Here is a 20,662-nt window from a genome sequence, read left to right on the forward strand (position 1 = left end):
GCATTCCATTTCTACCCTGCTTGATTACTAACTGGGATTGTAGCTAAGCTTTCCTTGGAATCGCAAAACCATTCTCGATCCGCTCAAAACCTAGTTTCGGATAATAATCCATCGCTTCCGCTGATGCCCTTAACAGTAGTGTGACATTTTCTCCTATTTCATCCTTTGTTTTATCCACTAGCTGACGGCCGATCCCCTGAAATTGATAAGCTGTATCCACAGCAAGGTCCGATAAATAGCAACAGTATACATAATCCGTTAAACTTCGTGCGACACCTATAAGCTTTTCTCCGTCCCAAGCAGTGACAAGCAAATTTCCATGCTTGAGCATTTCCTCTAGGCGATTCAAGTCGTCTAGAGGTCGGGTAATGGTTGATCGTTGAAAGACAGTAGCCAATTGCCGAGGCGTAATCATTTCGCCCACTTTTATTGTAATCATAAGTCTCCTTCTCCCTCCTGATGGTATAGCTGTTTGAAAAAGCCTGGATAATTCGTAATAAATCCAAATGAATCAACAGTAAAAATAGTCGTAAAAGAACCACTTTGGTATTGGAACTTTCTTTGTTCTTCTTCTTCAACTAATGTATATCGTTGATTTCGTTTTCTGTAATTCATATTTCTATCAATATACACAACCTCTAAATCAATAGGTTCATTTATTTGCCACTTGTTACGATTAATCGGTAAGGTATTCGTAAAAGGCGTGCAGGACAAATCTATGTCTTTCGCTCCTTCCAATGCTTGAATCGTTTGCCCATTCTCATCAAACCATTTTCCCTTTCCATTAGTCGAAAGTGTCAGGTATCGTTCCGTCCCTTTTTCCTTAAAGTCAATTCCTCTCATTTCCCAATCTTTCGAAAGGGTAACAGCATATTCTAAACAAAAAGAAGCATCTTGATCCGTTTGAATCACTGTACTTTCTATGTTTATCCCTATACTGCCTTCCTTCACAAATAAGAATTCAAGACCCATTTGTTCCGTGTTTTGCCACACAATCTTTTTCATCCTGCTCTCCTGTTCTATTCCGGAATAAACGCAAGCGGTTCTGTACAAGTATGATAGCCGTTCCTCTTGTAATAGGAAATTGATTCATCACTCGGCCAAACAATCGCAAACTCATACTTATTTATTTCCACCCATTCATTTACCTTTTTTAACAGTCGAGTCCCTACTCCCTTTCCTCTCGCTTTTGGAATGGTGTAAACGTTTGTCATAAAAACAAATGGATATGTGACACGCCCTGGCCTTGGTACTTTATGAACAAGTTCTGTATAAATATGAGAAACCAACTCACCATCTTCTTCAAAAACCCAAATAAACCAACAATCCTCTTCCAACGCCGCCACTAAAAATGCATCGCATTCTTGTTGAAACAACTGAAAAGATTCGTTACTCTTTGAATCATCATGTTCAATTGTAAAATCCCAACGCATCTTAATGAGTTGGGGGATGTCCGCGCTTGTAGCAAGCCTTATCATTGCTTCTTCCTCCTATAATTGGTTTATAAAGTGTTGGACTTCTTTTCGTGACCGCAAAATAAGCACACGCTTCCCTTCTGAATAACGACGAATCTCTTCTAAAACCTGTGGCTTTTTATTTTTCGGAAAGTCCCATATCCATTTCAAAAAGGGAAGATCTAGTTTTTCTTCACACCCCTCCCTCATATCTGGTCGTGCCTTGTTTCTATATGTAAGAAATCGCTTTATGGCACGAAACACACAAAGAGTTCTTGGCATGTCTAAAAAAAGGATCGTGTCACAAGCTTTTAACCGAATTGGTAACGTTGATCCATAATGACCATCAATAATCCATTCTTCCTCTTCCGTAAGCGTTCGTTGTATTGCTTCTTGCTCTTCTCGAGCTGTCATTTCCCAATTAGGCTTCCAATGCAGCGCATCTAAATGATAGACATTAATCTTTAATCTCTCACCCATTTGTCTTGCTAATGTTGATTTACCAGCACCCCCACAGCCAATCAATACAATCTTTTTCATATACGCCTCGCCTCCGCTCGCTTTCAGAATACTAGTATCTACAAATTGCGTATTTTCAACTCTTTCCATTACGTATGCATCAAACCGACAAACAAGAAAAAAGCAATGACACCGCAATTCACTAACGTGATGGCTAAAGCAATAAGAGCTACTTTTGACTGCTCCTTTTTTGATAGGATAACAAAGATGATGCCGATAACGGTTACAAGTGTACCAATAAAGATAAACACCATCATTGGCAGGCTTGCACCTTCATTTGTCGCTGTGGCAATCGGATCTAACAAAAACATAGCAAGAGTCACAAGTAGACTTAGGACTACTAGTGAATACGAACGCCATGTGTACCTAGATTCATTCATTCTGACCATTCTCCTTTTTCGATCTATTCTAGTAATCTAAATATAGCATAAATACCGTACGTGAACATGAGCGTGGACCTATTAGAGGAATGACAACACGAACACTTCTGAGCGCTTTAGATGAATCGTTCATTCATCTTCTCGATTCAATTACTTTTAAAATTTTCTTGCATATCAATCAACTTTTCGAGTAAGATAAAAACAGCTTTATACTTTTGAAAAAGGAGATGAGACCTGTGCTTTTACTAAATAGAGGATCCGTTTACGTAAACCGAATAGCCTACGAGTCTCGTCTACAAGGTATAGAGAATTTGTAACCTTGCTTTTTCTCGGACTCGACACGAGTGCCGATTGCATATGGAGGAAAGACGTGCGGCGTAACCGTGCGTCTTTTTTTATGCTTAAAAAGATAAAGACTATTTTTTCAGGAGGACAAAATGTGAATACCTTATTATTACATGTGTACATCCCGCTGCTATTGGATACTGGAGAGCTAGAAGGCGGGTAGCTCCATTGTTGGACTAAGTGATGAAAGAAGTGGATAGACATGTTTCGCGTATTAAAACAATTAAGCTGGTTTTTTAAAGAACAGAAAAAACGCTACGTTATCGCTATTAGTTTACTATTGGTAGTCAGTATCTTTGAGCTGACGCCTGCTCTTTTAATTGGTAGAGCCGTTGACGCGTTTCAAAGAGGAGCCTTATCAACAAGCTATGCCGTGACACTTATCTTGATCATGCTTGCTGTTATTCTCATTAGCTACGGATTAAGCTACATTTGGATGCGACAGTTATTTGGTGGGGCATTTATCCTTGAACGCCAGCTTCGTAGTCGTTTTATGAAGCACTTGTTTCAAATGGACCCACCCTTTTATGAGAAACGCAAAACAGGCGATTTGCTTGCACGTGGCACAAACGATATGAAAGCCATTTCGATGACGGCTGGTTTCGGCATACTTACTCTAATTGATTCGATTATGTTTATGGCTATTATTCTTATTGCTATGACGTGGCTCATTGATTGGTGATTAACCCTTGCAGCGGTAGCCCCATTGCCCATTATCGCCATTACCGTAACCATACTCGGAAACATGATTCATTCACGATTTACAAAAGCGCAAGAAGCATTTGGCGATTTAAATGACCGCGTGCTTGAATCCGTTGCTGGTATGCGTGTCATTCGCGCCTTTCGAAGTGAGCGTAAAGACGAAGCACAATTCGAGAACAAAAGTCTTGATGTTTACAACCGCTACATCCAAGTCGCTCGAATTGAATCTTTTTTTGATCCGATTATTACCGTTGTTGTTGGTTTAAGCTATGTTATTGGTCTTGGCTATGGTGCCTTTTTAGTCTTTAACCAGCAATTAACCCTTGGGCAAATTGTCACGTTTAATATCTATCTTGGTATGTTAATTTGGCCGATGTTTGCCATTGGTGAGCTTGTTAACATTATGCAGCGTGGTAGTGCTTCTTATGAACGAGTCAACGAGACTTTATCTGTTTCAAAATCTGTTTCGTTACCATCTAACGAGCTCGTCGCTTCTCTTCCCATTCGTTTACAAAATTATTCGTTCTCTTATCCAAATTCGACGGCGAATCAACTTCAACAGATCGAACTTACCATCCATAAAGGGACAACAGTCGGTATTGTCGGAAAAACCGGAAGTGGAAAATCTACTCTAGTTAAGCAATTTCTAAAGTATTATCCACCTGGAAGTGAGGGACTATTGTTCGGTACCCATTCAGCTAAGGACCTTAGCCAAGAAACGATTCGTCATTTGGTTGGTTATGTGCCTCAAGACCATGTGCTGCTTTCAAAGACCGTCAAGGAAAATATATTAATAGCAGCAAACGATACAAGTAACACGCACTTAAATCAAGTGATTCACACAGCTGCATTTGACCAAGATCTTGCCTTTCTACCGAATGGATTAGAAACACTTGTTGGAGAGAATGGTGTTTCCTTATCGGGGGGTCAAAAGCAGCGTATTTCCATTGCCAGAGCGTTGGCAAAAAATCCGGAACTTCTCATCTTGGATGATTCCTTATCGGCAGTTGATGCAAAAACAGAAGCTCGTATTGTTGCAAACATTCAACGAGATCGCTCAACTCAAACAACCATTATTACGAGCCATCGAATGTCTGCTGTTGAACATGCAGATGAAATCATTGTATTAGAAAACGGGTTCATTAAAGAACGAGGAACCCATGAAATCCTTATGAAGCAAGGTGGCTGGTATGCTGAACAAGTTCAGAACCAAACGAGCCAAGAGAAAGAGGCGATGTCATGAGTACAGAAAAACGACTAGCTCGTTATGCACTAACGAGTAAAGGGACGATACTCATTGCCCTCTTTATGCTCACTATAGCTGTAGCGGTTGAGTTAACAGGTCCATTTATTGCTAAAACGATTATTGATCGGCATATTTCCGGAATTGAACAGCCCTGGTATGAAAGTGAACCTAACGATCAGTCTGTTGCCTATAACGGCACCTATTATACCCGTGATGCTTATTTAGAGAATGATGCATGGCGGGGAGAAGAAGTTCAAATCCTCCAAATTGGAACCCAGTTTTACTTTACCACTTCACCTGTTCCAACTGACGGAGAACGACTTTTTAGAGACGGCATCTTAACAGTCGACCGACAGGACGGCACTTATACAACAGAAGCAGCATCTCTTAATGCGCAAGAGATTCTTGCATTTTACGAGCCTGAGATTCGCTTTATCATTCGCTGGCTTATGCTTTATTTAGGAATTGTGTTCGTCGCATCCTTTTTTCACTACGGTCAAAACTTTTATTTAAAGAAAGCCGCTCATAAAATTATTCAACGGATGCGGGTTGATGTGTTCAACCAGCTTTCGAAAGTGCCGGTGCGTTATTTCGATCACCAGCCAGCCGGAAAAATTGTTGCTCGAATTACAAATGATACAGAAGCCGTTCGAGAGCTTTACATGACCGTATTAGCAACATTCTTTTCGAGCTTCATTTACATTATTGGCATTTATGTGGCGCTGTTTTTATTAGACAGCCGTCTTGCCTTTATGACCCTTGCACTCCTTCCGATTTTATTTATTTGGTTTAAACTTTATCGGAAATTTGCAGCTGGATTGAATCGATCGATCCGTGCAAAAAACGCAGAGATTAATGCTTCAATGAATGAAAATGTACATGGCATGAAAATGATTCAAGCGTTCAACCAAGAGAAGCAACAGTTAGAATCCTTTGAGGAGTTAAATCATGCACATTATCGCTATCAGGCAAAGCTACTAAACCTAAATTCTTTAACTTCTCATAACCTAACCTTTGTTGTAAAAAACATTGTCTTTGTCGCCTTAATCTGGTGGATTAGTGGTGGGACTGCCGGACTTATTACCCTTGGTGTCTTATATGCGTTCGTTGACTATATAAACCGTCTTTTCGAACCAGTCAATCAAGTAATGAATCAACTAGCTAACTTAGAACAAGCAAGAGCGGCTGGTGCAAGGGTATTTGAACTCTTAGATGAAGATGGAGAGGATGTTGATGAAGCGACCATTCCTAGACCAAATGGAGATGTTTCGTTTCAAAACGTCCAGTTTGCCTATATAGAAGGGGAGTCTGTCTTAAAACAACTATCTTTCCATGCTAAACCAGGAGAAACGATTGCTCTCGTAGGTCATACTGGCTCAGGAAAAAGTTCGATCATGAATTTATTGTTCCGTTTCTATGACCCTACTAACGGAACCATTAAAATTGATGGTATTGATACAAAGCACCATTCTCCACAAGCATGGCGCTCTCATATGGGCATCGTCTTGCAAGAGCCCTACTTGTTTTCTGGAACCATTGCATCAAATATTGCCTATGGCAAACCAGATGCTACGAGAAAAGAGATTGAAGCAGCCGTTGACCTCGTTGGTGGTACCGATCTATTCAACAAGAATGGGTTAGATGAACACGTCACCGAAAAAGGAAGTACCTTATCCAGCGGTCAGCGTCAGCTCATATCGTTTGCCCGTGCACTTTTAGCAAATCCCGCTATTCTTGTTTTGGATGAAGCGACTTCGAGCATTGATACCGAGACAGAACTGCTTATTCAAAAAGGAATGCAGACATTAAAGCAAGATCGAACAACATTTGTTATCGCCCACCGCTTATCGACAATCCAAGATGCCGATCAGATTATTGTGCTTGATCAAGGAGAAATCCGAGAGCAAGGAACACACGATGAATTATTGAATCGTAAAGGCATTTATGCGCAAATGTATAAACTACAGCAAGGTCAAGCAAGTTAACAATTACCTCTGACAACATGTCAGAGGTTTTTTGAAGAGTAAGAGTGGGTAACGAACAAGGAATATGCTAGGATAAGAGAGGATAAACGACAGAAGGGATACCCAAAAATGACAACCTATGAAGCCATACATACAAAAGTCTCCATGTATCATCAAGAACATCTAGTAGACTTTTATCATGAATTAGACGAACATGAACAACAAGCGCTATTGAAACAAATTGACCAATTGGATCTAAGTTCTATTCCAAGCATGACTGCTAAGGGTGAGCAGACGAATACGTCGATAACAGCACTCCCTAGTCAATCGGCACTTGAATTAGCAGATCAGGAAAAAGCACAGCTATACAATAGAGGTGTTTCATTGCTTTCAGAAGGAAAAGTTGCAGTCGTTTTACTTGCTGGAGGTCAAGGAACACGATTAGGCCACGTCGGCCCTAAAGGAACCGTGACGATGGATGACACGCCGGAAACGTCTTTATTCGCTCTTCAAGCAAAACAGATCCAAGCTCAACAGCGAGAAGCGAATGTGCAAATTCCTTGGTACATTATGACGAGCCCCATAAATGATAAAGATACGCGAACTTTTTTTGCCGATAACCATTATTTTGGACTGAAAAAGGAACAAGTTACGTTTTTCATACAGGATGTAAGCCCAGCAATCACCCCAGAAGGCAAAATAATCCTTGCCGATAAGGGACAAATCTTTCAAGCCCCTAACGGAAACGGCGGCGTTTTTACTTCTATGAAAAAAGCCGGTATTCTTAAAGAAATGAAAGCGAACGGAATTGAATGGATTTTCTTCAACAACATTGATAATGCACTGGTGCAAGTAGCGGATCCCCTTTTTATTGGTTATGCCGATCGAGACGGAGCGGACATTTCTACTAAATCAGTTAAAAAGGTTACGCCAAGTGAGAAGGTTGGGGTGCTAGGTCAACGAGACGGAAGGCCTGCGGTTATCGAATACTCCGAATTAACGGAAGAAGAGCGCCATCATCCTCTTCTTCAAGATGCGAATATTGGCATCCATCTGTTCAAGCTCGATTTTCTTTATCGCACGGCTGATGCTTCACTCCCCTACCATTTAGCACACAAAAAAATCCCATCGATTGCAACGGACGGGACTAAGATAGATCCAGTGGAACCCAACGGCTATAAGCTAGAATTGTTTTATTTCGATGTGTTTCCACTCGCTTCAAGCATGACCATTTTCCAAGTGGATCGAGAAAACGAATTTTTGCCAGTGAAAAACAAAACAGGACAAGATAGTTTGGAAGAAGCGAGAACACGATTTTCCTCTTAAAAATTGTGCGGCAGGTTTAAGGACCCTGCCGCTTTTCTGATTGCCCACTCTTCTCTTCTTCTTTTTCCTCGCTATAGAGCCAATTCATGTACGCATACGTCAGAATAATGACAAGCCCTATTACCATTAAGATGATGCTCATACTATACGGTATCCAGCCACTAATATTCGATAAACTATTTGAAAGTCTCCAGTCAGAATTAATGTTAACTGGCATCGTTAACGCAATAGCAAGGTGCATCAATCCGAATAACACAACACCCGCACCGAATAATACATAGCCGTATACTAATTGCTCATGCTTCATCACAGACTTCCTCCCTTTCTATAACAATGCCATTCGTTCCCACACTTGTTCAATTGTCAAATCATTTAATTTAAACTCATCAAGCAATGCCTTTTTTGAAGAGTATCGTTGCTCAAGGTCTTTTCCCTCTATTTCTACTATCCAAGCACCCTCGTCTTTATAAACATGAATAATACGTTTTCGGTCATATACTACGGGACTCGTACCAGTTCCATCAAGGTTTGACTGCCATTGATCATAAGACCAGTTTATTTTTTCTTCGAGCAATTCAGCATATGACTGTACTTCTTGATTAGCGTCTTCTTTAAAAACTTGAACAAGTGTTGCCAATACATTCTCATCTAAAAAAGCCGACTTCATACTCCATATTTGATTCGCTATTTCTGCGCGAATGAGATGGTTTGGATATGTACTTAGCTTCAAATAAATGTTTCCTAACCACTCATAATCCATTTCAAATTGCAATGTACGTTCAATTCCATATCTCAGTTTCTCACTATCCTTTTCTTTCATTAATGCTTCAAAAGCTTGATGAGTTAGTATCTCATCTTCATCATCTGCATCCTCCCAGTCCTCTCCCTCTTCCACATACAACATTTCTAAAAAGGCATCGAAATGTTCTGCTAAAGGATACTCCATAGTCTCTGCATCCACTTCAAAATAAACGATTGGCGGGTTCTCTTTCGTTTGACGATAATCAAACGCTAGCCACGAATGACCCGTCCCAGAAAAAAGGACAATGCCCGCTGGCAAATCCCACTCTTTAATTAAATAAGGTGAGTCAGAAATGCCACCATCACCAATGCCAAAGAGTTCTTCTACCTCTATATACGGTTCTTGTATATTTTTTGAAGGAGATGGAACTGCATTTGCTGTCAGAGATCCTCCGTTTTGTACCTTAACTAACGCTACATATGTAAGAGGTAATACGACTCCTAGTCGTTCTTCCGCCTCGCGTACTGTTGTGTCTGTAACTGGTTCCAAAGAAATTCCCATATTGTCCTCGGCCCAAATGGTTTGCATCAAATCTTTCCTTTCTGTGCGAATACTCTTTTCACTCTATTATAGATGGAAAGGTTATCCAATTTCCACTCAAAAAAAAGAACCACGACTGTTAAGCCGTGTTTCTTTACTTTATGGATTATTGGACCATAAGCCTGCGTGTTTTAATACCACTCGTGGGTGAAGTTTAAGCTGTGCGACCATTAAGTCAGCCAAGTCTTCTGGCTGCATCACCTTATCAGGATTACCATCTGTTAGTTGAAGGTCTTTTGCCATATCTGTGGCGACTGTACTTGGCGTTAGCGTCGTTACCCGGATATTCTGTTTACGAACTTCCATCATTAACGATTCACTTAAACCAATAACAGCTGCTTTTGATGCAGTATAGGCACTCGTTGCTGGGGCACCTTTTTGTCCTGCAGTAGAAGCAATGGTAATGATGTCCCCTGTTTGACGTTCTACCATCTCTGGTAATACCGCACGGGTTGTGTAATAGACGCCTTTCACATTGACATCGATAATGTTTGTCCAATCTTCAGGTGTTAAGTCCATAAAGCCGCCAAATTTTGAGATTCCCGCATTGTTGACAAGAATGTCAATAGGCCCTAATTCAGTACGAACCTGCTCTACTGCCTTTGTGATAGAGTCAATCTCTTCAATTGATGCAGCGGCAACAGCGACATTCACATCGTATTCTTTTAATTCATTTGCGACGTTTTGCAGATTTTCCAATGTACGTCCCACCAGCCCTACATGAATACCTTCTTTTGCAAAAGCAATAGCAGTAGATCGCCCAATTCCTCTTCCTGCACCTGTAATAAGGGCTACTTTTCCTTTAATCGATTGCATCTACCTTCACTCCCATTTCTTCATTTGTTTCATTCTAGCTGATGGAAAAAAGGAACGCAAAAGATGAGAATTAATCATGTTCCTATCGTCTTGTTCATATAGTGGACAAGGAGGTGAGTAAACATGGTGTTGAGTATCGTATTCAGTTATCTTCTTCTAGGTATAAGCTTAGGTGCACCAATAGGTCCTGTTAATGCCGCAAGAATTGAAAAAGGTATTCAAAATGGCTTCATGCATTCTTGGATGGTGGGAATTGGCAGTCTATTTGCAGATGCAACGTTTATGGCATGTGTCTACTTTGGCTTACAACGATTTATTGACGCCCCTTTTATTCAATCGTTCCTCTGGTTATTTGGCGCCTTTGTTCTTCTTTACTCAGGGATTGAAGGAATGATGCGGTCAAATCGTTTTTCTATTATTGAGAACCGTCATAGAGATACCCTCATTCACTGCTTCTTTAACGGCTTTCTTATTTCTATCTCCAATCCAATGTCGATCATGTTCTGGCTCGGCATTTACGGTTCGATCATGGTGAAAACAGCAGAGACAGCGACAAATCAACAACTCCTTCTCTATACATGCATGATTTTTATTGGCTTAACCATGTGGGACTTGTTTGTTGCTTCAATGACCAGCGGTGGAAGAAGATTCCTCAAACCGGCGACACTAAAAGCAATTGCCTTATTATCAGGTCTTTCCCTCGTTGCTTTCGGGGTTTACTTTGCGATACATGGTATTCAGTTATTCGTATAAAAAAGCTCATTTGGACGATTCCAAGTGAGCTTTTATTTTGCTTTAAAATTGTACAGGGGCTTGATAATATGTTGAACCTCAACAGAATCTTGAATCTGTTCCAAAATGTCTTTCATCGGTTTATACACCATTGGTGCCTCGTCAATCGTTTCTTCTGCTAGAGAAGTTGTCCATATCCCTGCCATGGCATCCTTAAATTCACCTAGGTTAAAGGTATCCTTCGCTTTCCTCCTACTCATTAAACGACCTGCTCCGTGTGGGCCTGAGTAATTCCACTCTTTATTGCCTTTACCAGTCGCTAATATGCTGCCATCACGCATATTCAATGGAATAATAACGCGCTCTCCTTTTTGAGCCGAGATTGCCCCTTTTCGCAAAATCTTTTGCTCCAAATCAATATAATTATGAATGGTCGTAAATGAGTTTGAGATCGTCCACCCCATTCCTTTTATAATCTCGTCTACCATAGCTTTTCGATTTAATCGTGCATACTGTTGTGCAATGCCCATATCATGCATATAGTCGATAAACCCTTCTCCCTCAAGATAAGCTAAATCCCTTTTAATCGTAGGACGCTTATATGCTGAAAGAGCTGCTTGGATTTCATTATTTCGATTCTCTTGCTTCAACTGGTCAATGAGCGCATCCCGTTCTTGCCTTTGTGTCATTAACCCATCATAAGCACGACCTTGATAATGCTCAGCTATTTGTTTTCCTAAATTTCTAGACCCAGAGTGAATAACAAGGGCGATCTTATTCCCATACTCATTTAGCTCAATAAAGTGATTGCCACCACCTAATGTACCAACACTATTTAAAGCTCGGTTCTCATTAAACGGTGCACGAATGGATGGAAAATCAATTTGTTCTCCATAGGGATGTCTATTTTGCTGGGAACGGACGTTAAACCCATGTGGGACCTTTGTGCGAATCACATCGTCAAGCTGATCAAAGTTGACCTCGTCTTTCTGTTTATTAACTATAGCTACTTCGAGCCCACAGCCAATGTCAACACCAACAAGATTAGGCACAACCTTGTCTTGAATGGTCATCGTTGTTCCAATCGTACAGCCTGCACCAGCATGAGTGTCTGGCATAATTCGTATTGTGGACCCTTCTACAAACGATTGATTACACAATTCAACAATTTGATCCATAGCTGTAGAATCAATTGAGTTTGTAAAGATTTTTGCGCTATTGTATGCTCCTTTTGCTTCTAACAATTTGCTCAACTCCTTTCTCTTATTATATGGGAGCATCAAGGGAAAGCGAGCATTATTTTACAACCTTGACTGACTCACTTACCATCCTATACGCTACATAAAAACCCCTTATTTCTCCTGTTATGCTCAATAAGGGGCCAAATCATTTTTTCCAATAGCAAAAGAAAATGACGCGGAAAGCCTCTATCATTTTCCTTTTTTCAGAAGCACAATTGAGAGAACGAGCATGAGAAGTGAGATCACAAATGAAGAAACTGTCGCACCAATCGTAATCATGAGATTTAATGCTTCATAGGAAGACAAGGCCACACCTCCTTTTTGTTCAAATCGCTATCGGACTATGATTTGTATCATGTAAAGAGGGGGTAATCACCATTAATCTCACTCCTTAAAAGAAATACGTCAGAAGAGCTATTTTTCCAACAGTCGAATGGAGGTCTATTGTATGAAGCAACTGATTGCACTTGGAGGTGGAGGGTTCTCAATGGAACCTAAAAATCCGCTACTCGATGATTATCTATTGAAACAAGCAGACGTATCTTCACCTAAGATCTGCTTTCTCCCTACAGCAAGCGGAGATTCTGCTACTTACATTGAGCGCTTTTATGAAGCTTTTCGTCAGAAATCGTGCCAGCCGTCGCATTTATCCCTTTTTAAACCACCAACACGTGATCTACGTTCCTTTATCCTTGAGAAAGATATGATTTATGTAGGTGGAGGAAACACGATTAACTTGCTACTGCTTTGGAAGCATTGGGGACTAGATACCTTTTTAAAAGAAGCCTATGAGAATGGAACCATTCTGGCAGGATTAAGTGCAGGCTCAATCTGCTGGTTTGAAAGTGGGATTACCGATTCGTACGGTGACAGACTAGAACCGGTAAAAGGGTTAGGCTTCCTATCTGGAAGTCATGCCCCGCACTACGACGGAGAACGCGAGCGAAGACCTATGTTCCAACAGCTCATTCGCACCAAAAAAATTCCAGGAGGGATTGCCGCAGATGACGGAGTTGGTTTGCATTATCGTGATGGGACGTTACACACAATCGTACGCTCTCGACCAAATGTATATGCATACGCTGTGCATTTAATTGATGGCAGGTTATCCGAACAGCAATTAGAAGCGATTGATCTCAACGAACTATAATGAAAAAAGCCGGTCAACACTTCTCGTGCTGACCGACCCTTCTATTACGTTCGTAAAGGCTTTAATTTCGCTTCAATGTCTTTACGCTTTGGCTCAAGAAACGGCGGCAGCGAAAGTGCCTTTCCAAAGTTTTCTATCGATTCATCAATGTCAAAACCTGGCCCATCTGTTGCTAATTCATAAAGAATACCGTTCGGCTCTCTGAAGTACAGTGATTTAAAATAATAACGATCAACAAAACCAGATGTCGTAAACCCTTCCTTCTCAATATGTTGCACCCATTGGTGAAGCTCTTCCTCTGTTTTTACACGAAAGGCAATGTGATGAACACTTCCTCTTCCCTCACGTGCTTTTGGTAAATCTTTATTTTCTTCAACATGAATTTCACCAGCTAGTCCACTTTCCCCAACTTGAAAAACGTGAACCGCGTACTCGCCATTCTTATAATGACCACTTTTGGTGTAACCAAGTACGTCCGTTAGCACTTGAGCTGTCGGTTCTGCATAGCGAACTTGTAACGTTGCAGGTCCAAGACCAATAATAGCATGCTCACCAGGCACGTCTTCTGTTCCATTTTCAAGAACGGGTTCCGCACCCTCATCAACAATAAGACTCATACGATGACCATCTGGATCTTGAAAAGGCAAAACAAGCACGCCATTTCTTTCACGTATGTCTTCATGCTCTACATGATACGTTTTAAAACGCTCAAGCCAAAACTGGAGCGCTTCGCTTGAGGAAACAAGTAGTCCAATTTCGTAAATACGATTGGTTCCTTCCCTTTTCTGTGCCAATAACGGAATCTCAAAAAAGGTCACTTCTGTGCCTGGAGATCCTTTTGCATCTGCATAAAACAAATGATAATTCGACGTGTTGTCTTGATTAACCGTTTTTTTTACTAGTTTCATTCCAAGAATGTTTCTGTAAAACGCTAAGTTCCGTTCCGCATTTGCTGTTAATGACGATACGTGATGATGACCATGAAGCTTCATGCCTATCACTCCCTTTGTTATCTTGATTTATTTATAGTTTACAGGTAAACTATTGAAGAGTCAATTTAGTTAGGGGGGATTACAATGCATTACTTTTACCATCGCAGTCAAACATCAACGGATACGTTCATTTTACTTCATGGTAGTGCAGGAAGAGAGTCAGATTTGCTTGACATTGCTGGTGACTTGGATGTCTCCTTTTCCGTTATTGGTCTACGTGGAGAAGTCCGTGATGAAAAAGGGTTTCGTTATTTCTCTCGTCCGATTAAAGGAGCGTTTGATTACGAAGACATCAGCTACCGCACAGAACAGATTCACCAAACGATTGACACGCTTTTAGCTGAAAAAGAGGTCCCTCATGGTAAGCGCCATCTCATCGGCTACTCTAACGGAGCGAATATTGCCACTAGCTTATTACTGACGCACCCTAATGACTATACGAGCGCCGTGTTGTTCCATCCAAGCAACCTGTTCCAAAATCCTAAAGAGGTTCATTTGTCACATACAAAGATTTTTATTTCAGCAGGAGCTACTGATACGCTCGTTGCACCTGGAGAAGCCTTCGCGTTACAAACACAGCTGAACCAATTCGGCGCAGAAACAAAACTCTCATTAACCGACTATGGACATGCGTTAACAAATGCAGATATAGAAGAAGCTACAAAATGGTGGAAATCTATTTATGGTGGTGCTATATGAAACAAAACAACAAATCAAGAGAAGACGTCCTTGCGCTTCTCGTCTGGTTCAGATTATCGCGAACGTATCATCATAGCTTAAAGCAATCAAACACGTTTCTTAAGGAGTGGGGGTTAACCGTTGCACAATTTGATGTGCTCGTTCATATCGGAACGAATAAGCGTCTCTCTCAACTAGACCTAGCCAATTCTCTCCTCGTGACAAAAGGGAACATTACAAAGCTCTTAGCGAAAATGGAAGAAAACGGCTGGATTAAACGAGAAAAAGAAAAACGCTCAAAATACTTGTCTTTAACAGAGAATGGCAAGCAATTGTACGACGACATTGTGCCTCAGCAAGAGCATCAACAAGCCGCTTATTTCAATCACTTAACAAATGACGAATTAATGCAATTACACACATTACTAAAGAAAGTTCAAGAGCCACACACAACATAAAAAAGAGCACAACAATTGTCGTGCTTCTTTTTTATGTACTCTTCATTTCAGCTAGTCACTTCTTTTTTTCCGTACCTCACTTGAAACAACCCATAAGCGACAGTCGCCGCCAAAACACCTGTTACCAACTGAATAAATGGATAGTACGTTGTTCCCAATGCTGGAATCATCCATCCCCTCATATAAGCCGTCGTCAATAAATAGCCTGATAAAATGTGAAGTAGATACATAAGTACACTAAATGTGCTGATAAATAGGAAGTATGGTTTCATATCTGTCCCCCCTTTCCTTTCTACGCATGACTCTCTTTGATGTTTCACTTTCTTACGTTAACGAATCCCCCTATTGCTACTCTACCAAACAACACCGATAAGTTTGACTGATCTAGAGGATTTTTAATAAAAAAAACGAAACCATGTAAGGAAGAAACGATGGGCACTCTGCCCACTCGATATTAGCATAAAGGAGCCAATTATGGATTATAAAACGCCGAAACATATTCTTTCTTCTGCCACAATTGTCTTGAACAAACAGCAAGAACTATTACTCATTAAAGGGCCGAAGCGGGGGTGGGAGTTTCCTGGTGGACAGGTAGAAGAAGGTGAATCGTTGGTAGACGCTGCGGTTCGAGAAACCAAAGAAGAAACCGGATTGGACATCGAAATCACTCAATTTTGCGGCATTTTTCAAAATACGACTGCTTCGATCTGCAACACTCTATACTTAGCTAACGTTATAGGTGGCGAAATGACTACAACCCCAGAAGCCCTTGAAGTTGGTTTTTTTCCGATTGAAGATGCCTTAAACATGGTTACGTATCGCAATTTCAAGGAACGAATTGAATACTGTCTTGATCCATCAAAACAACCTTTTCTTGTTGTCTTTTAGCGATTCATACTTGCATAACTACCCCTTTTTCTTCCTAGCAAATTCGCGGTAGCCCCGCCCGCCCAAAACTCGTTACGTATATAAACGAGTTTTTTTTGCATCTAGCCCCATTCTCTATAACCTGGTTACTATACTCTTGGTGTACGATTCCATCTCATAATTACCCCATTTTGTTCTGTAAAATAAAAAAAGTTATATGTATGCGTTTACACAAAAACAAATCAGTGTTAGAATGATCAAAATGTAATATTTATTACTTTTTTATTTTATAAGTAATGAATATTACCTTAACTTCTTCGAGGAGGATAACGAAAATGGGAATGGCAGTGTGGGCACTTATATCATTCATCGTTATTATTTTGATTTGGGCAATTTTCACAAGACGAAATATTGGCGAAGCAATGATATTAGGCTTTATAACAACATTATTATTTGCAGGTGATCGAGCATTTGAATTATTTCTTCCCAGTTTAATGAGAGGGCTTACACATGAAGTCGTTTTTGCATCCTTAGCGTTTATTTTTATGGCTCAACTCATTAATCATACTGGGCTTATCGGACGCATTATTCAGATCCTTAATTCATTAATTGGACGGCTGCCTGGAGGAGCTGCTTATGTGAACACCTTTGGCTCTGGCTTATTCGCACTTGTAGCAGGTTCAGGTTCAGGAATTGCTGCAACGACAGGCTCTATCACCATACCTTGGATGGAACGTTCTGGTTGGAGAAAAGAGCATGCTGCATCAATCGTCGCTGGAAACTCTGGGTTTGGTAGTATTATCCCGCCTAACTCCACGATGTTCATTATGTTAGGGTTTGCACCGGTTGCTGCTAGTGTTGGGCAAAGCAGCTTATTTATTGCCCTGTACGTTGCCGGTCTTTATGCATTGGTTCATCGAGTACTCGTCGTCTTTATTATGACGAAACGCTATAACATTCAACCTGTTCATCCGGATTTAATTCAACCAATCGGAACTTCCTTTCGAGCTGGCTGGACATCATTACTCATATTTTTAGGCATTGTCGTTCCACTTCTTATTAATTTTGGACCTCTAGCCAATTGGTTTGTTTCACTAGAGGGTGTTGGGCAATCAGCAATGGACGCGATTTCCTTCATTGTTTGGGTTCCTGTATTTATGATTCTTTTTACTATCATCGTTGGACGCAATCATTTACCAAAAGGGAAAGAAGAATGGAGTCGATTTTTTGAGAAAACAGCTCCTTCATATTTTGTGATTGGACCTGTTTTAATTTTCACATTCGCTACTAGTGCTGTCTTAAATGAAATTGGATTAACCGAGCAATTACAAGCACTCATGACATCTTTTGCCGTTCCTAAATGGCTTATGATTGCCATTGTCGGCATCGTTATTACATTAGTGGCAACACCATTAGCAACATCGGCAACAATAGCAACAATTGGTCTTGCTTCATTTGGCGCTCTTACAGCTGTTGGCGTTGACCCGTTACTTGCGGTCGTTACCATTATGATGTTTGGAGCAACTGAAGGAAGTACACCAACCTCAGGACCTATCTATGTAGCAACTGGAATGGCCAAAATCGGTGCAGAGAAAACATACATCCCGTTACTAATTTATTACACGATTCCATTATTGATTATTAGTTGGTTGATTGGAATGGGCATACTCCCAATTCCTTTATAGGAGGCGTTTAAGATGAGAAAAGTATTGATGATCATTTTCATATGTTCAGTTACCTTATTTATTCTTTTAGGATCCGTACTCGTTCTTGGACAATTACTCGGTTTACTCGTTGCAAATGGAAATTGGGTGATAAACCTTGATGAGAACTTGGCTAGCACCGTCTATTTTGTAACATCGATTGCCGCTTTTTCTGGTTATTTACTTTCTTATACAAAAAAGAAGAAAACGGAAGGATGACTACCATGAGTACCACGAACATCGTTTTACATCAAGCACCTGAATTGTTACCTAAAGAATGGGTGGAACGAGCAAAAAAAGTAAGCACCACTCTATTAAGTGATGTAATGGATAGCCCGATTGAAATGGAGCATCCGATTAAACCATGTCATATTGATAGCGTATTAGTAGGAACCGCTGTAACGATTGATGTAGAAAGCGGAGATAATTTAGCTGTTCATCACGCAATCTATCACTCTCAACCTGGTCATGTACTCGTTGTAAATGCTAACGGCTATGAAAAGCGTGCCGTTATTGGTGAACTAATGGCAGCAGCAGCTGAAGCGTTGCACTTAAATGGCTTTGTCATTGATGGCTTTATCCGTGATTTGTCTACTTTATCAAAATCTACGTTTCCGGTGTTTAGTCGTGGGGCAGTACCTGGTGGACCCAAAAAAAATGGTCCTGGTCGTGTGAATGATCCGATTCAATGTGGAGGGTTAGCGATCCAACCTGGAGATTTTATTATGGGTGACGCAGATGGTGTGATTGTATTGCCACGTGAAGAAGTAGAAGGAGCACTTCAGCGCGCTGAAGAAAAGGCTCATTATGAAGCAGAACGATTAAAGAAAATCGCAGAAGGTCAAATTAAGCCTGCTTGGTTAAAAACTGTTTAAACCGTCTCTTCTAAAGGGAACATAGACACTCTATTTAATGTTCGATATGATTTTAAATGAAGACTATTTCCCTTAGGAGTGTACTGTTATGAAAAATCCTTTAGATCGATTAAAAGAAAACATCTCGTCTTTACCGCGATCACAGAAGTTAGTTGTCGATTTTATTATAAGTCATTACAACGATGTCGGCTTTATGACTGTTGAAGAACTATCAAAGAAAGTCGGAACAAGTACCACTACTGTCATGCGACTAATGTCTAGTGTAGGATTTTCTGGATACTCCGAGTTCCAAAAGAATTTACAGCTTCTTTTAAAAGAAGAGAGTACGCCGCAAACAAGATTAGAAAAAAACCTAACCACACTCTCGCAAAATGAAAGTTGGTTAAATCACTATAATTTGCAGCTAGCACAAATACAACAAGCCAATCAGATTAATATGGAGACAAACTTTTCACAAGTTGAGTCACTTATAGAAAAAGCAACCAATGTCTTCTGCACGAGTGTTCGAAGCGGATTACCAGTAGCACAATACTTAACGCACAATTTAAATCGAATGTTCGGGAACACCAAGCTTACTCTTGCAGATTCAAGCGATTGGGCCGACGACGTCATTTCTTTTTCTAAGGAGGATGTCCTTATCGTTGTTAGTTTTGCGCGGTATGGGGCTAGGTTGATGCATTACGCTGATCAAGCTAAAAAAAATGGAGCATCAGTCGTCGTCATTACAGATAAGTTTTCATCACCATTGCTTGCTTATGCAGATGCACACTTAATCTGTCCAGCGGAAAGCATATCTTCTCACAATTCAGTCGTCTCCTCTTTCTTTCTTGTTGACTATTTAATTAGTGCATTAGCCTTATCAAACTCCGAACGTGTAAAGCAGCGCTTAAGTGAAGTAAACAGTGTGCTTACATCTATGAATTACCACACTGAAAAAAAGAACAACTAATTTTTATTTAACGAAGGATGATTTTAATGAACGTACATTTTTTAGGCTTTGGTGAAGCAGCTTACGAATTAGCAAAAGGACTAAAAAAAGAAGGAGTAACGTCCATTCGTGCGTACGACGTTATGATTGATCATGAAACGTTTGGCAAGACCATTAAAGAGCGTGCAGAACAAACAGAAGTTACTTTAGTAGAATCTATAAAAGAACTGATTAAAGAGGTAGACGTACTATTCGTAGCAGTACCTGCGAGTAAAGCGGTGGAAGTAAACGAAGCTGTGTGCGCTGCAATTCAAGATGAATCCTTTCTTTACGTTGATGTTTCCGCTTCAAGCCCTTCTATTAAGCAACAAGTACAACAAAATCTTGAGCAGAAGCACATTCAATTTGTCGATGCCGCTATGTTAGGTCCATTACCCGTTTATCAACATAAAGTACCGATAGCTGCAAGTGGAACAGGGACGAAAGAATTCATTGCCAAAATGTCCCCTCTTCACATGTCTATTAAAGCAGTTGGAAACAAGGCTGGTGATGCTTCCGCTATTAAACTCGTTCGTAGTATTTTCATGAAAGGTATTGTCGGCTTATACCTTGAAACATTGGAAGCTGCTGAAGCGTATCATATATCTGATGATGTGATAAGTTCCTTAGAGGAAACAATGGATCGCCAACCGTTTGTTGAAACATTAAATCGTCTCGTAACAGGAAGTGCTGTTCATGCAGAGAGAAGAGCATTTGAATTAAACAGTTCGATTAACATGTTACAAGAAGCCGGGATAAACTCAGATTTAAGCCATGCCGCAAAAGAAAGACTTGTAGAGTTAGCTGGCATCGTCAAGAATCACCCTGAGAAAGAATCATTCGCTAACTGGAAAGAAGTCTTACAGCTTTACTCAATATAAACAAACAAGCTTGTTGATGCATTT

25 protein-coding genes and 1 pseudogene are annotated in these 20,662 nt (G+C 40.4%); 14 read left to right on the forward strand and 12 right to left on the reverse strand.

Translation table 11 applies throughout. The features are described 5' to 3' along the window. Positions 1–43 precede the first annotated feature (43 nt). The 5 genes from FPV17_RS18800 to FPV17_RS18820 form a co-directional block, all read right to left on the reverse strand. On the reverse strand, positions 44–439 hold the full coding sequence (locus FPV17_RS18800) for a GNAT family N-acetyltransferase (protein WP_035394949.1): 396 nt from the start codon (positions 437–439) through the stop codon (positions 44–46). Beyond that, complete coding sequence (locus FPV17_RS18805; protein ID WP_035394947.1) at positions 436–1,005, reverse strand: putative glycolipid-binding domain-containing protein; 570 nt, start codon at positions 1,003–1,005, stop codon at positions 436–438. The genes FPV17_RS18800 and FPV17_RS18805 overlap by 4 nt, the downstream gene beginning before the upstream one ends. 14 nt (positions 1,006–1,019) lie before the next feature. Continuing rightward, entirely contained in the window at positions 1,020–1,478 is a 459-nt protein-coding gene (locus FPV17_RS18810) for a GNAT family N-acetyltransferase (RefSeq protein WP_246117073.1), read from the reverse strand. Between the two features lie 12 nt (positions 1,479–1,490). After that, complete coding sequence (locus FPV17_RS18815; protein WP_035394943.1) at positions 1,491–1,994, reverse strand: DNA topology modulation protein; 504 nt, start codon at positions 1,992–1,994, stop codon at positions 1,491–1,493. 68 nt (positions 1,995–2,062) lie between these two features. Next, positions 2,063–2,353, reverse strand: a complete 291-nt coding sequence (locus FPV17_RS18820) for a hypothetical protein (protein ID WP_035394939.1) — start codon at positions 2,351–2,353, stop codon at positions 2,063–2,065. Between the two features lie 547 nt (positions 2,354–2,900). Here FPV17_RS18820 and FPV17_RS22550 point away from each other — a divergent pair. From FPV17_RS22550 to FPV17_RS18835, 4 genes and pseudogenes are all read left to right on the forward strand, one after another. Beyond that, a pseudogene (locus FPV17_RS22550) lies at positions 2,901–3,764 on the forward strand (ABC transporter transmembrane domain-containing protein); the annotation flags it as partial. A 39-nt stretch (positions 3,765–3,803) separates the two neighbouring features. Next, complete coding sequence (locus tag FPV17_RS22555; RefSeq protein WP_367614640.1) at positions 3,804–4,643, forward strand: ABC transporter ATP-binding protein; 840 nt, start codon at positions 3,804–3,806, stop codon at positions 4,641–4,643. Further along, entirely contained in the window at positions 4,640–6,631 is a 1,992-nt protein-coding gene (locus FPV17_RS18830; protein WP_144559978.1) for an ABC transporter ATP-binding protein, read from the forward strand. Before FPV17_RS22555 ends, FPV17_RS18830 begins: the two co-directional genes overlap by 4 nt. A gap of 108 nt (positions 6,632–6,739) precedes the next feature. Then, complete coding sequence (locus FPV17_RS18835) at positions 6,740–7,936, forward strand: UTP--glucose-1-phosphate uridylyltransferase (protein ID WP_144559979.1); 1,197 nt, start codon at positions 6,740–6,742, stop codon at positions 7,934–7,936. 16 nt (positions 7,937–7,952) lie between these two features. Here the strand turns inward: FPV17_RS18835 and FPV17_RS18840 are convergent, their stop codons facing one another. From FPV17_RS18840 to FPV17_RS18850, 3 genes are all read right to left on the reverse strand, one after another. Then, positions 7,953–8,246, reverse strand: a complete 294-nt coding sequence (locus FPV17_RS18840; RefSeq protein ID WP_144559981.1) for a hypothetical protein — start codon at positions 8,244–8,246, stop codon at positions 7,953–7,955. Positions 8,247–8,261: 15 nt separating this feature from the next. After that, positions 8,262–9,266, reverse strand: coding sequence for an SMI1/KNR4 family protein (locus FPV17_RS18845; RefSeq protein ID WP_144559983.1), 1,005 nt, complete (start codon positions 9,264–9,266; stop codon positions 8,262–8,264). A gap of 111 nt (positions 9,267–9,377) precedes the next feature. Next, entirely contained in the window at positions 9,378–10,094 is a 717-nt protein-coding gene (locus tag FPV17_RS18850) for a 3-ketoacyl-ACP reductase (protein ID WP_144559985.1), read from the reverse strand. 123 nt (positions 10,095–10,217) lie between these two features. On the opposite strand from FPV17_RS18850, the gene FPV17_RS18855 reads away from it, so the two are divergent. Beyond that, positions 10,218–10,847 (forward strand): LysE family translocator, encoded by a 630-nt coding sequence (locus tag FPV17_RS18855; protein WP_060704671.1) that lies wholly within the window; start codon positions 10,218–10,220, stop codon positions 10,845–10,847. A 32-nt stretch (positions 10,848–10,879) separates the two neighbouring features. Here the strand turns inward: FPV17_RS18855 and FPV17_RS18860 are convergent, their stop codons facing one another. Continuing rightward, positions 10,880–12,070: an RtcB family protein gene (locus tag FPV17_RS18860; protein ID WP_144559987.1), complete on the reverse strand. Its 1,191-nt coding sequence runs from the start codon at positions 12,068–12,070 to the stop codon at positions 10,880–10,882. Between the two features lie 186 nt (positions 12,071–12,256). Further along, complete coding sequence (locus FPV17_RS22560; RefSeq protein ID WP_328237436.1) at positions 12,257–12,373, reverse strand: putative holin-like toxin; 117 nt, start codon at positions 12,371–12,373, stop codon at positions 12,257–12,259. A 142-nt stretch (positions 12,374–12,515) separates the two neighbouring features. Between FPV17_RS22560 and FPV17_RS18865 the strand changes: the two genes are divergently transcribed. Beyond that, positions 12,516–13,217 (forward strand): Type 1 glutamine amidotransferase-like domain-containing protein, encoded by a 702-nt coding sequence (locus tag FPV17_RS18865; RefSeq protein WP_144559989.1) that lies wholly within the window; start codon positions 12,516–12,518, stop codon positions 13,215–13,217. 44 nt (positions 13,218–13,261) lie between these two features. Here FPV17_RS18865 and FPV17_RS18870 read toward each other — a convergent pair whose 3' ends face one another. Next, positions 13,262–14,209, reverse strand: coding sequence for a ring-cleaving dioxygenase (locus tag FPV17_RS18870; protein ID WP_144559991.1), 948 nt, complete (start codon positions 14,207–14,209; stop codon positions 13,262–13,264). 84 nt (positions 14,210–14,293) lie between these two features. Here FPV17_RS18870 and FPV17_RS18875 point away from each other — a divergent pair, with 84 nt between their 5' ends. Then, a complete protein-coding gene (locus tag FPV17_RS18875; protein WP_035398555.1) occupies positions 14,294–14,908 on the forward strand; it encodes an alpha/beta hydrolase in 615 nt (204 codons plus the stop codon). After that, positions 14,905–15,345, forward strand: coding sequence for a MarR family winged helix-turn-helix transcriptional regulator (locus tag FPV17_RS18880; RefSeq protein ID WP_144559992.1), 441 nt, complete (start codon positions 14,905–14,907; stop codon positions 15,343–15,345). The genes FPV17_RS18875 and FPV17_RS18880 overlap by 4 nt, the downstream gene beginning before the upstream one ends. Before the next feature lie 47 nt (positions 15,346–15,392). On the opposite strand, the gene FPV17_RS18885 is transcribed toward FPV17_RS18880, so the two are convergent. Further along, positions 15,393–15,617, reverse strand: coding sequence for a hypothetical protein (locus FPV17_RS18885; RefSeq protein ID WP_060704666.1), 225 nt, complete (start codon positions 15,615–15,617; stop codon positions 15,393–15,395). A gap of 202 nt (positions 15,618–15,819) precedes the next feature. On the opposite strand from FPV17_RS18885, the gene FPV17_RS18890 reads away from it, so the two are divergent. The 6 genes from FPV17_RS18890 to FPV17_RS18915 all read left to right on the forward strand — a co-directional run bounded on the left by FPV17_RS18890 (position 15,820) and on the right by FPV17_RS18915 (position 20,638). Then, positions 15,820–16,233 carry an NUDIX hydrolase gene (locus tag FPV17_RS18890; RefSeq protein WP_035398560.1) on the forward strand — a complete coding sequence of 138 codons (414 nt, stop codon included), beginning with the start codon at positions 15,820–15,822 and terminating at the stop codon, positions 16,231–16,233. A gap of 314 nt (positions 16,234–16,547) precedes the next feature. After that, positions 16,548–17,897, forward strand: a complete 1,350-nt coding sequence (locus FPV17_RS18895) for a TRAP transporter large permease subunit (RefSeq protein ID WP_144559994.1) — start codon at positions 16,548–16,550, stop codon at positions 17,895–17,897. A gap of 12 nt (positions 17,898–17,909) precedes the next feature. Further along, entirely contained in the window at positions 17,910–18,134 is a 225-nt protein-coding gene (locus FPV17_RS18900) for a hypothetical protein (protein ID WP_035398561.1), read from the forward strand. A gap of 5 nt (positions 18,135–18,139) precedes the next feature. After that, a complete protein-coding gene (locus FPV17_RS18905; protein ID WP_186370659.1) occupies positions 18,140–18,790 on the forward strand; it encodes an RraA family protein in 651 nt (216 codons plus the stop codon). A gap of 88 nt (positions 18,791–18,878) precedes the next feature. Then, positions 18,879–19,739 carry a MurR/RpiR family transcriptional regulator gene (locus FPV17_RS18910; RefSeq protein WP_144559998.1) on the forward strand — a complete coding sequence of 287 codons (861 nt, stop codon included), beginning with the start codon at positions 18,879–18,881 and terminating at the stop codon, positions 19,737–19,739. 26 nt (positions 19,740–19,765) lie between these two features. Further along, positions 19,766–20,638: a DUF1932 domain-containing protein gene (locus tag FPV17_RS18915; RefSeq protein WP_144560000.1), complete on the forward strand. Its 873-nt coding sequence runs from the start codon at positions 19,766–19,768 to the stop codon at positions 20,636–20,638. Positions 20,639–20,662 lie beyond the last annotated feature (24 nt).

It is taken from the genome of Shouchella miscanthi, assembly GCF_007725405.1.
GTDB lineage: Bacteria > Bacillota > Bacilli > Bacillales > Bacillaceae_D > Shouchella > Shouchella hunanensis.

What these genes read in the sequence shown, in the direction of transcription:
- FPV17_RS18800 (WP_035394949.1), bottom strand. Translation starts at nt 439, where the DNA reads ATGATTACAATAAAAGTGGGCGAAATGATTACGCCTCGGCAATTGGCT.
- FPV17_RS18805 (WP_035394947.1), bottom strand. Translation starts at nt 1,005, where the DNA reads ATGAAAAAGATTGTGTGGCAAAACACGGAACAAATGGGTCTTGAATTC.
- FPV17_RS18810 (WP_246117073.1), bottom strand. Translation starts at nt 1,478, where the DNA reads ATGATAAGGCTTGCTACAAGCGCGGACATCCCCCAACTCATTAAGATG.
- FPV17_RS18815 (WP_035394943.1), bottom strand. Translation starts at nt 1,994, where the DNA reads ATGAAAAAGATTGTATTGATTGGCTGTGGGGGTGCTGGTAAATCAACA.
- FPV17_RS18820 (WP_035394939.1), bottom strand. Translation starts at nt 2,353, where the DNA reads ATGAATGAATCTAGGTACACATGGCGTTCGTATTCACTAGTAGTCCTA.
- FPV17_RS22555 (WP_367614640.1), top strand. Translation starts at nt 3,804, where the DNA reads ATGCAGCGTGGTAGTGCTTCTTATGAACGAGTCAACGAGACTTTATCT.
- FPV17_RS18830 (WP_144559978.1), top strand. Translation starts at nt 4,640, where the DNA reads ATGAGTACAGAAAAACGACTAGCTCGTTATGCACTAACGAGTAAAGGG.
- FPV17_RS18835 (WP_144559979.1), top strand. Translation starts at nt 6,740, where the DNA reads ATGACAACCTATGAAGCCATACATACAAAAGTCTCCATGTATCATCAA.
- FPV17_RS18845 (WP_144559983.1), bottom strand. Translation starts at nt 9,266, where the DNA reads ATGCAAACCATTTGGGCCGAGGACAATATGGGAATTTCTTTGGAACCA.
- FPV17_RS18850 (WP_144559985.1), bottom strand. Translation starts at nt 10,094, where the DNA reads ATGCAATCGATTAAAGGAAAAGTAGCCCTTATTACAGGTGCAGGAAGA.
- FPV17_RS18855 (WP_060704671.1), top strand. Translation starts at nt 10,218, where the DNA reads ATGGTGTTGAGTATCGTATTCAGTTATCTTCTTCTAGGTATAAGCTTA.
- FPV17_RS18865 (WP_144559989.1), top strand. Translation starts at nt 12,516, where the DNA reads ATGAAGCAACTGATTGCACTTGGAGGTGGAGGGTTCTCAATGGAACCT.
- FPV17_RS18870 (WP_144559991.1), bottom strand. Translation starts at nt 14,209, where the DNA reads ATGAAGCTTCATGGTCATCATCACGTATCGTCATTAACAGCAAATGCG.
- FPV17_RS18875 (WP_035398555.1), top strand. Translation starts at nt 14,294, where the DNA reads ATGCATTACTTTTACCATCGCAGTCAAACATCAACGGATACGTTCATT.
- FPV17_RS18880 (WP_144559992.1), top strand. Translation starts at nt 14,905, where the DNA reads ATGAAACAAAACAACAAATCAAGAGAAGACGTCCTTGCGCTTCTCGTC.
- FPV17_RS18885 (WP_060704666.1), bottom strand. Translation starts at nt 15,617, where the DNA reads ATGAAACCATACTTCCTATTTATCAGCACATTTAGTGTACTTATGTAT.
- FPV17_RS18890 (WP_035398560.1), top strand. Translation starts at nt 15,820, where the DNA reads ATGGATTATAAAACGCCGAAACATATTCTTTCTTCTGCCACAATTGTC.
- FPV17_RS18895 (WP_144559994.1), top strand. Translation starts at nt 16,548, where the DNA reads ATGGGAATGGCAGTGTGGGCACTTATATCATTCATCGTTATTATTTTG.
- FPV17_RS18900 (WP_035398561.1), top strand. Translation starts at nt 17,910, where the DNA reads ATGAGAAAAGTATTGATGATCATTTTCATATGTTCAGTTACCTTATTT.
- FPV17_RS18905 (WP_186370659.1), top strand. Translation starts at nt 18,140, where the DNA reads ATGAGTACCACGAACATCGTTTTACATCAAGCACCTGAATTGTTACCT.
- FPV17_RS18910 (WP_144559998.1), top strand. Translation starts at nt 18,879, where the DNA reads ATGAAAAATCCTTTAGATCGATTAAAAGAAAACATCTCGTCTTTACCG.
- FPV17_RS18915 (WP_144560000.1), top strand. Translation starts at nt 19,766, where the DNA reads ATGAACGTACATTTTTTAGGCTTTGGTGAAGCAGCTTACGAATTAGCA.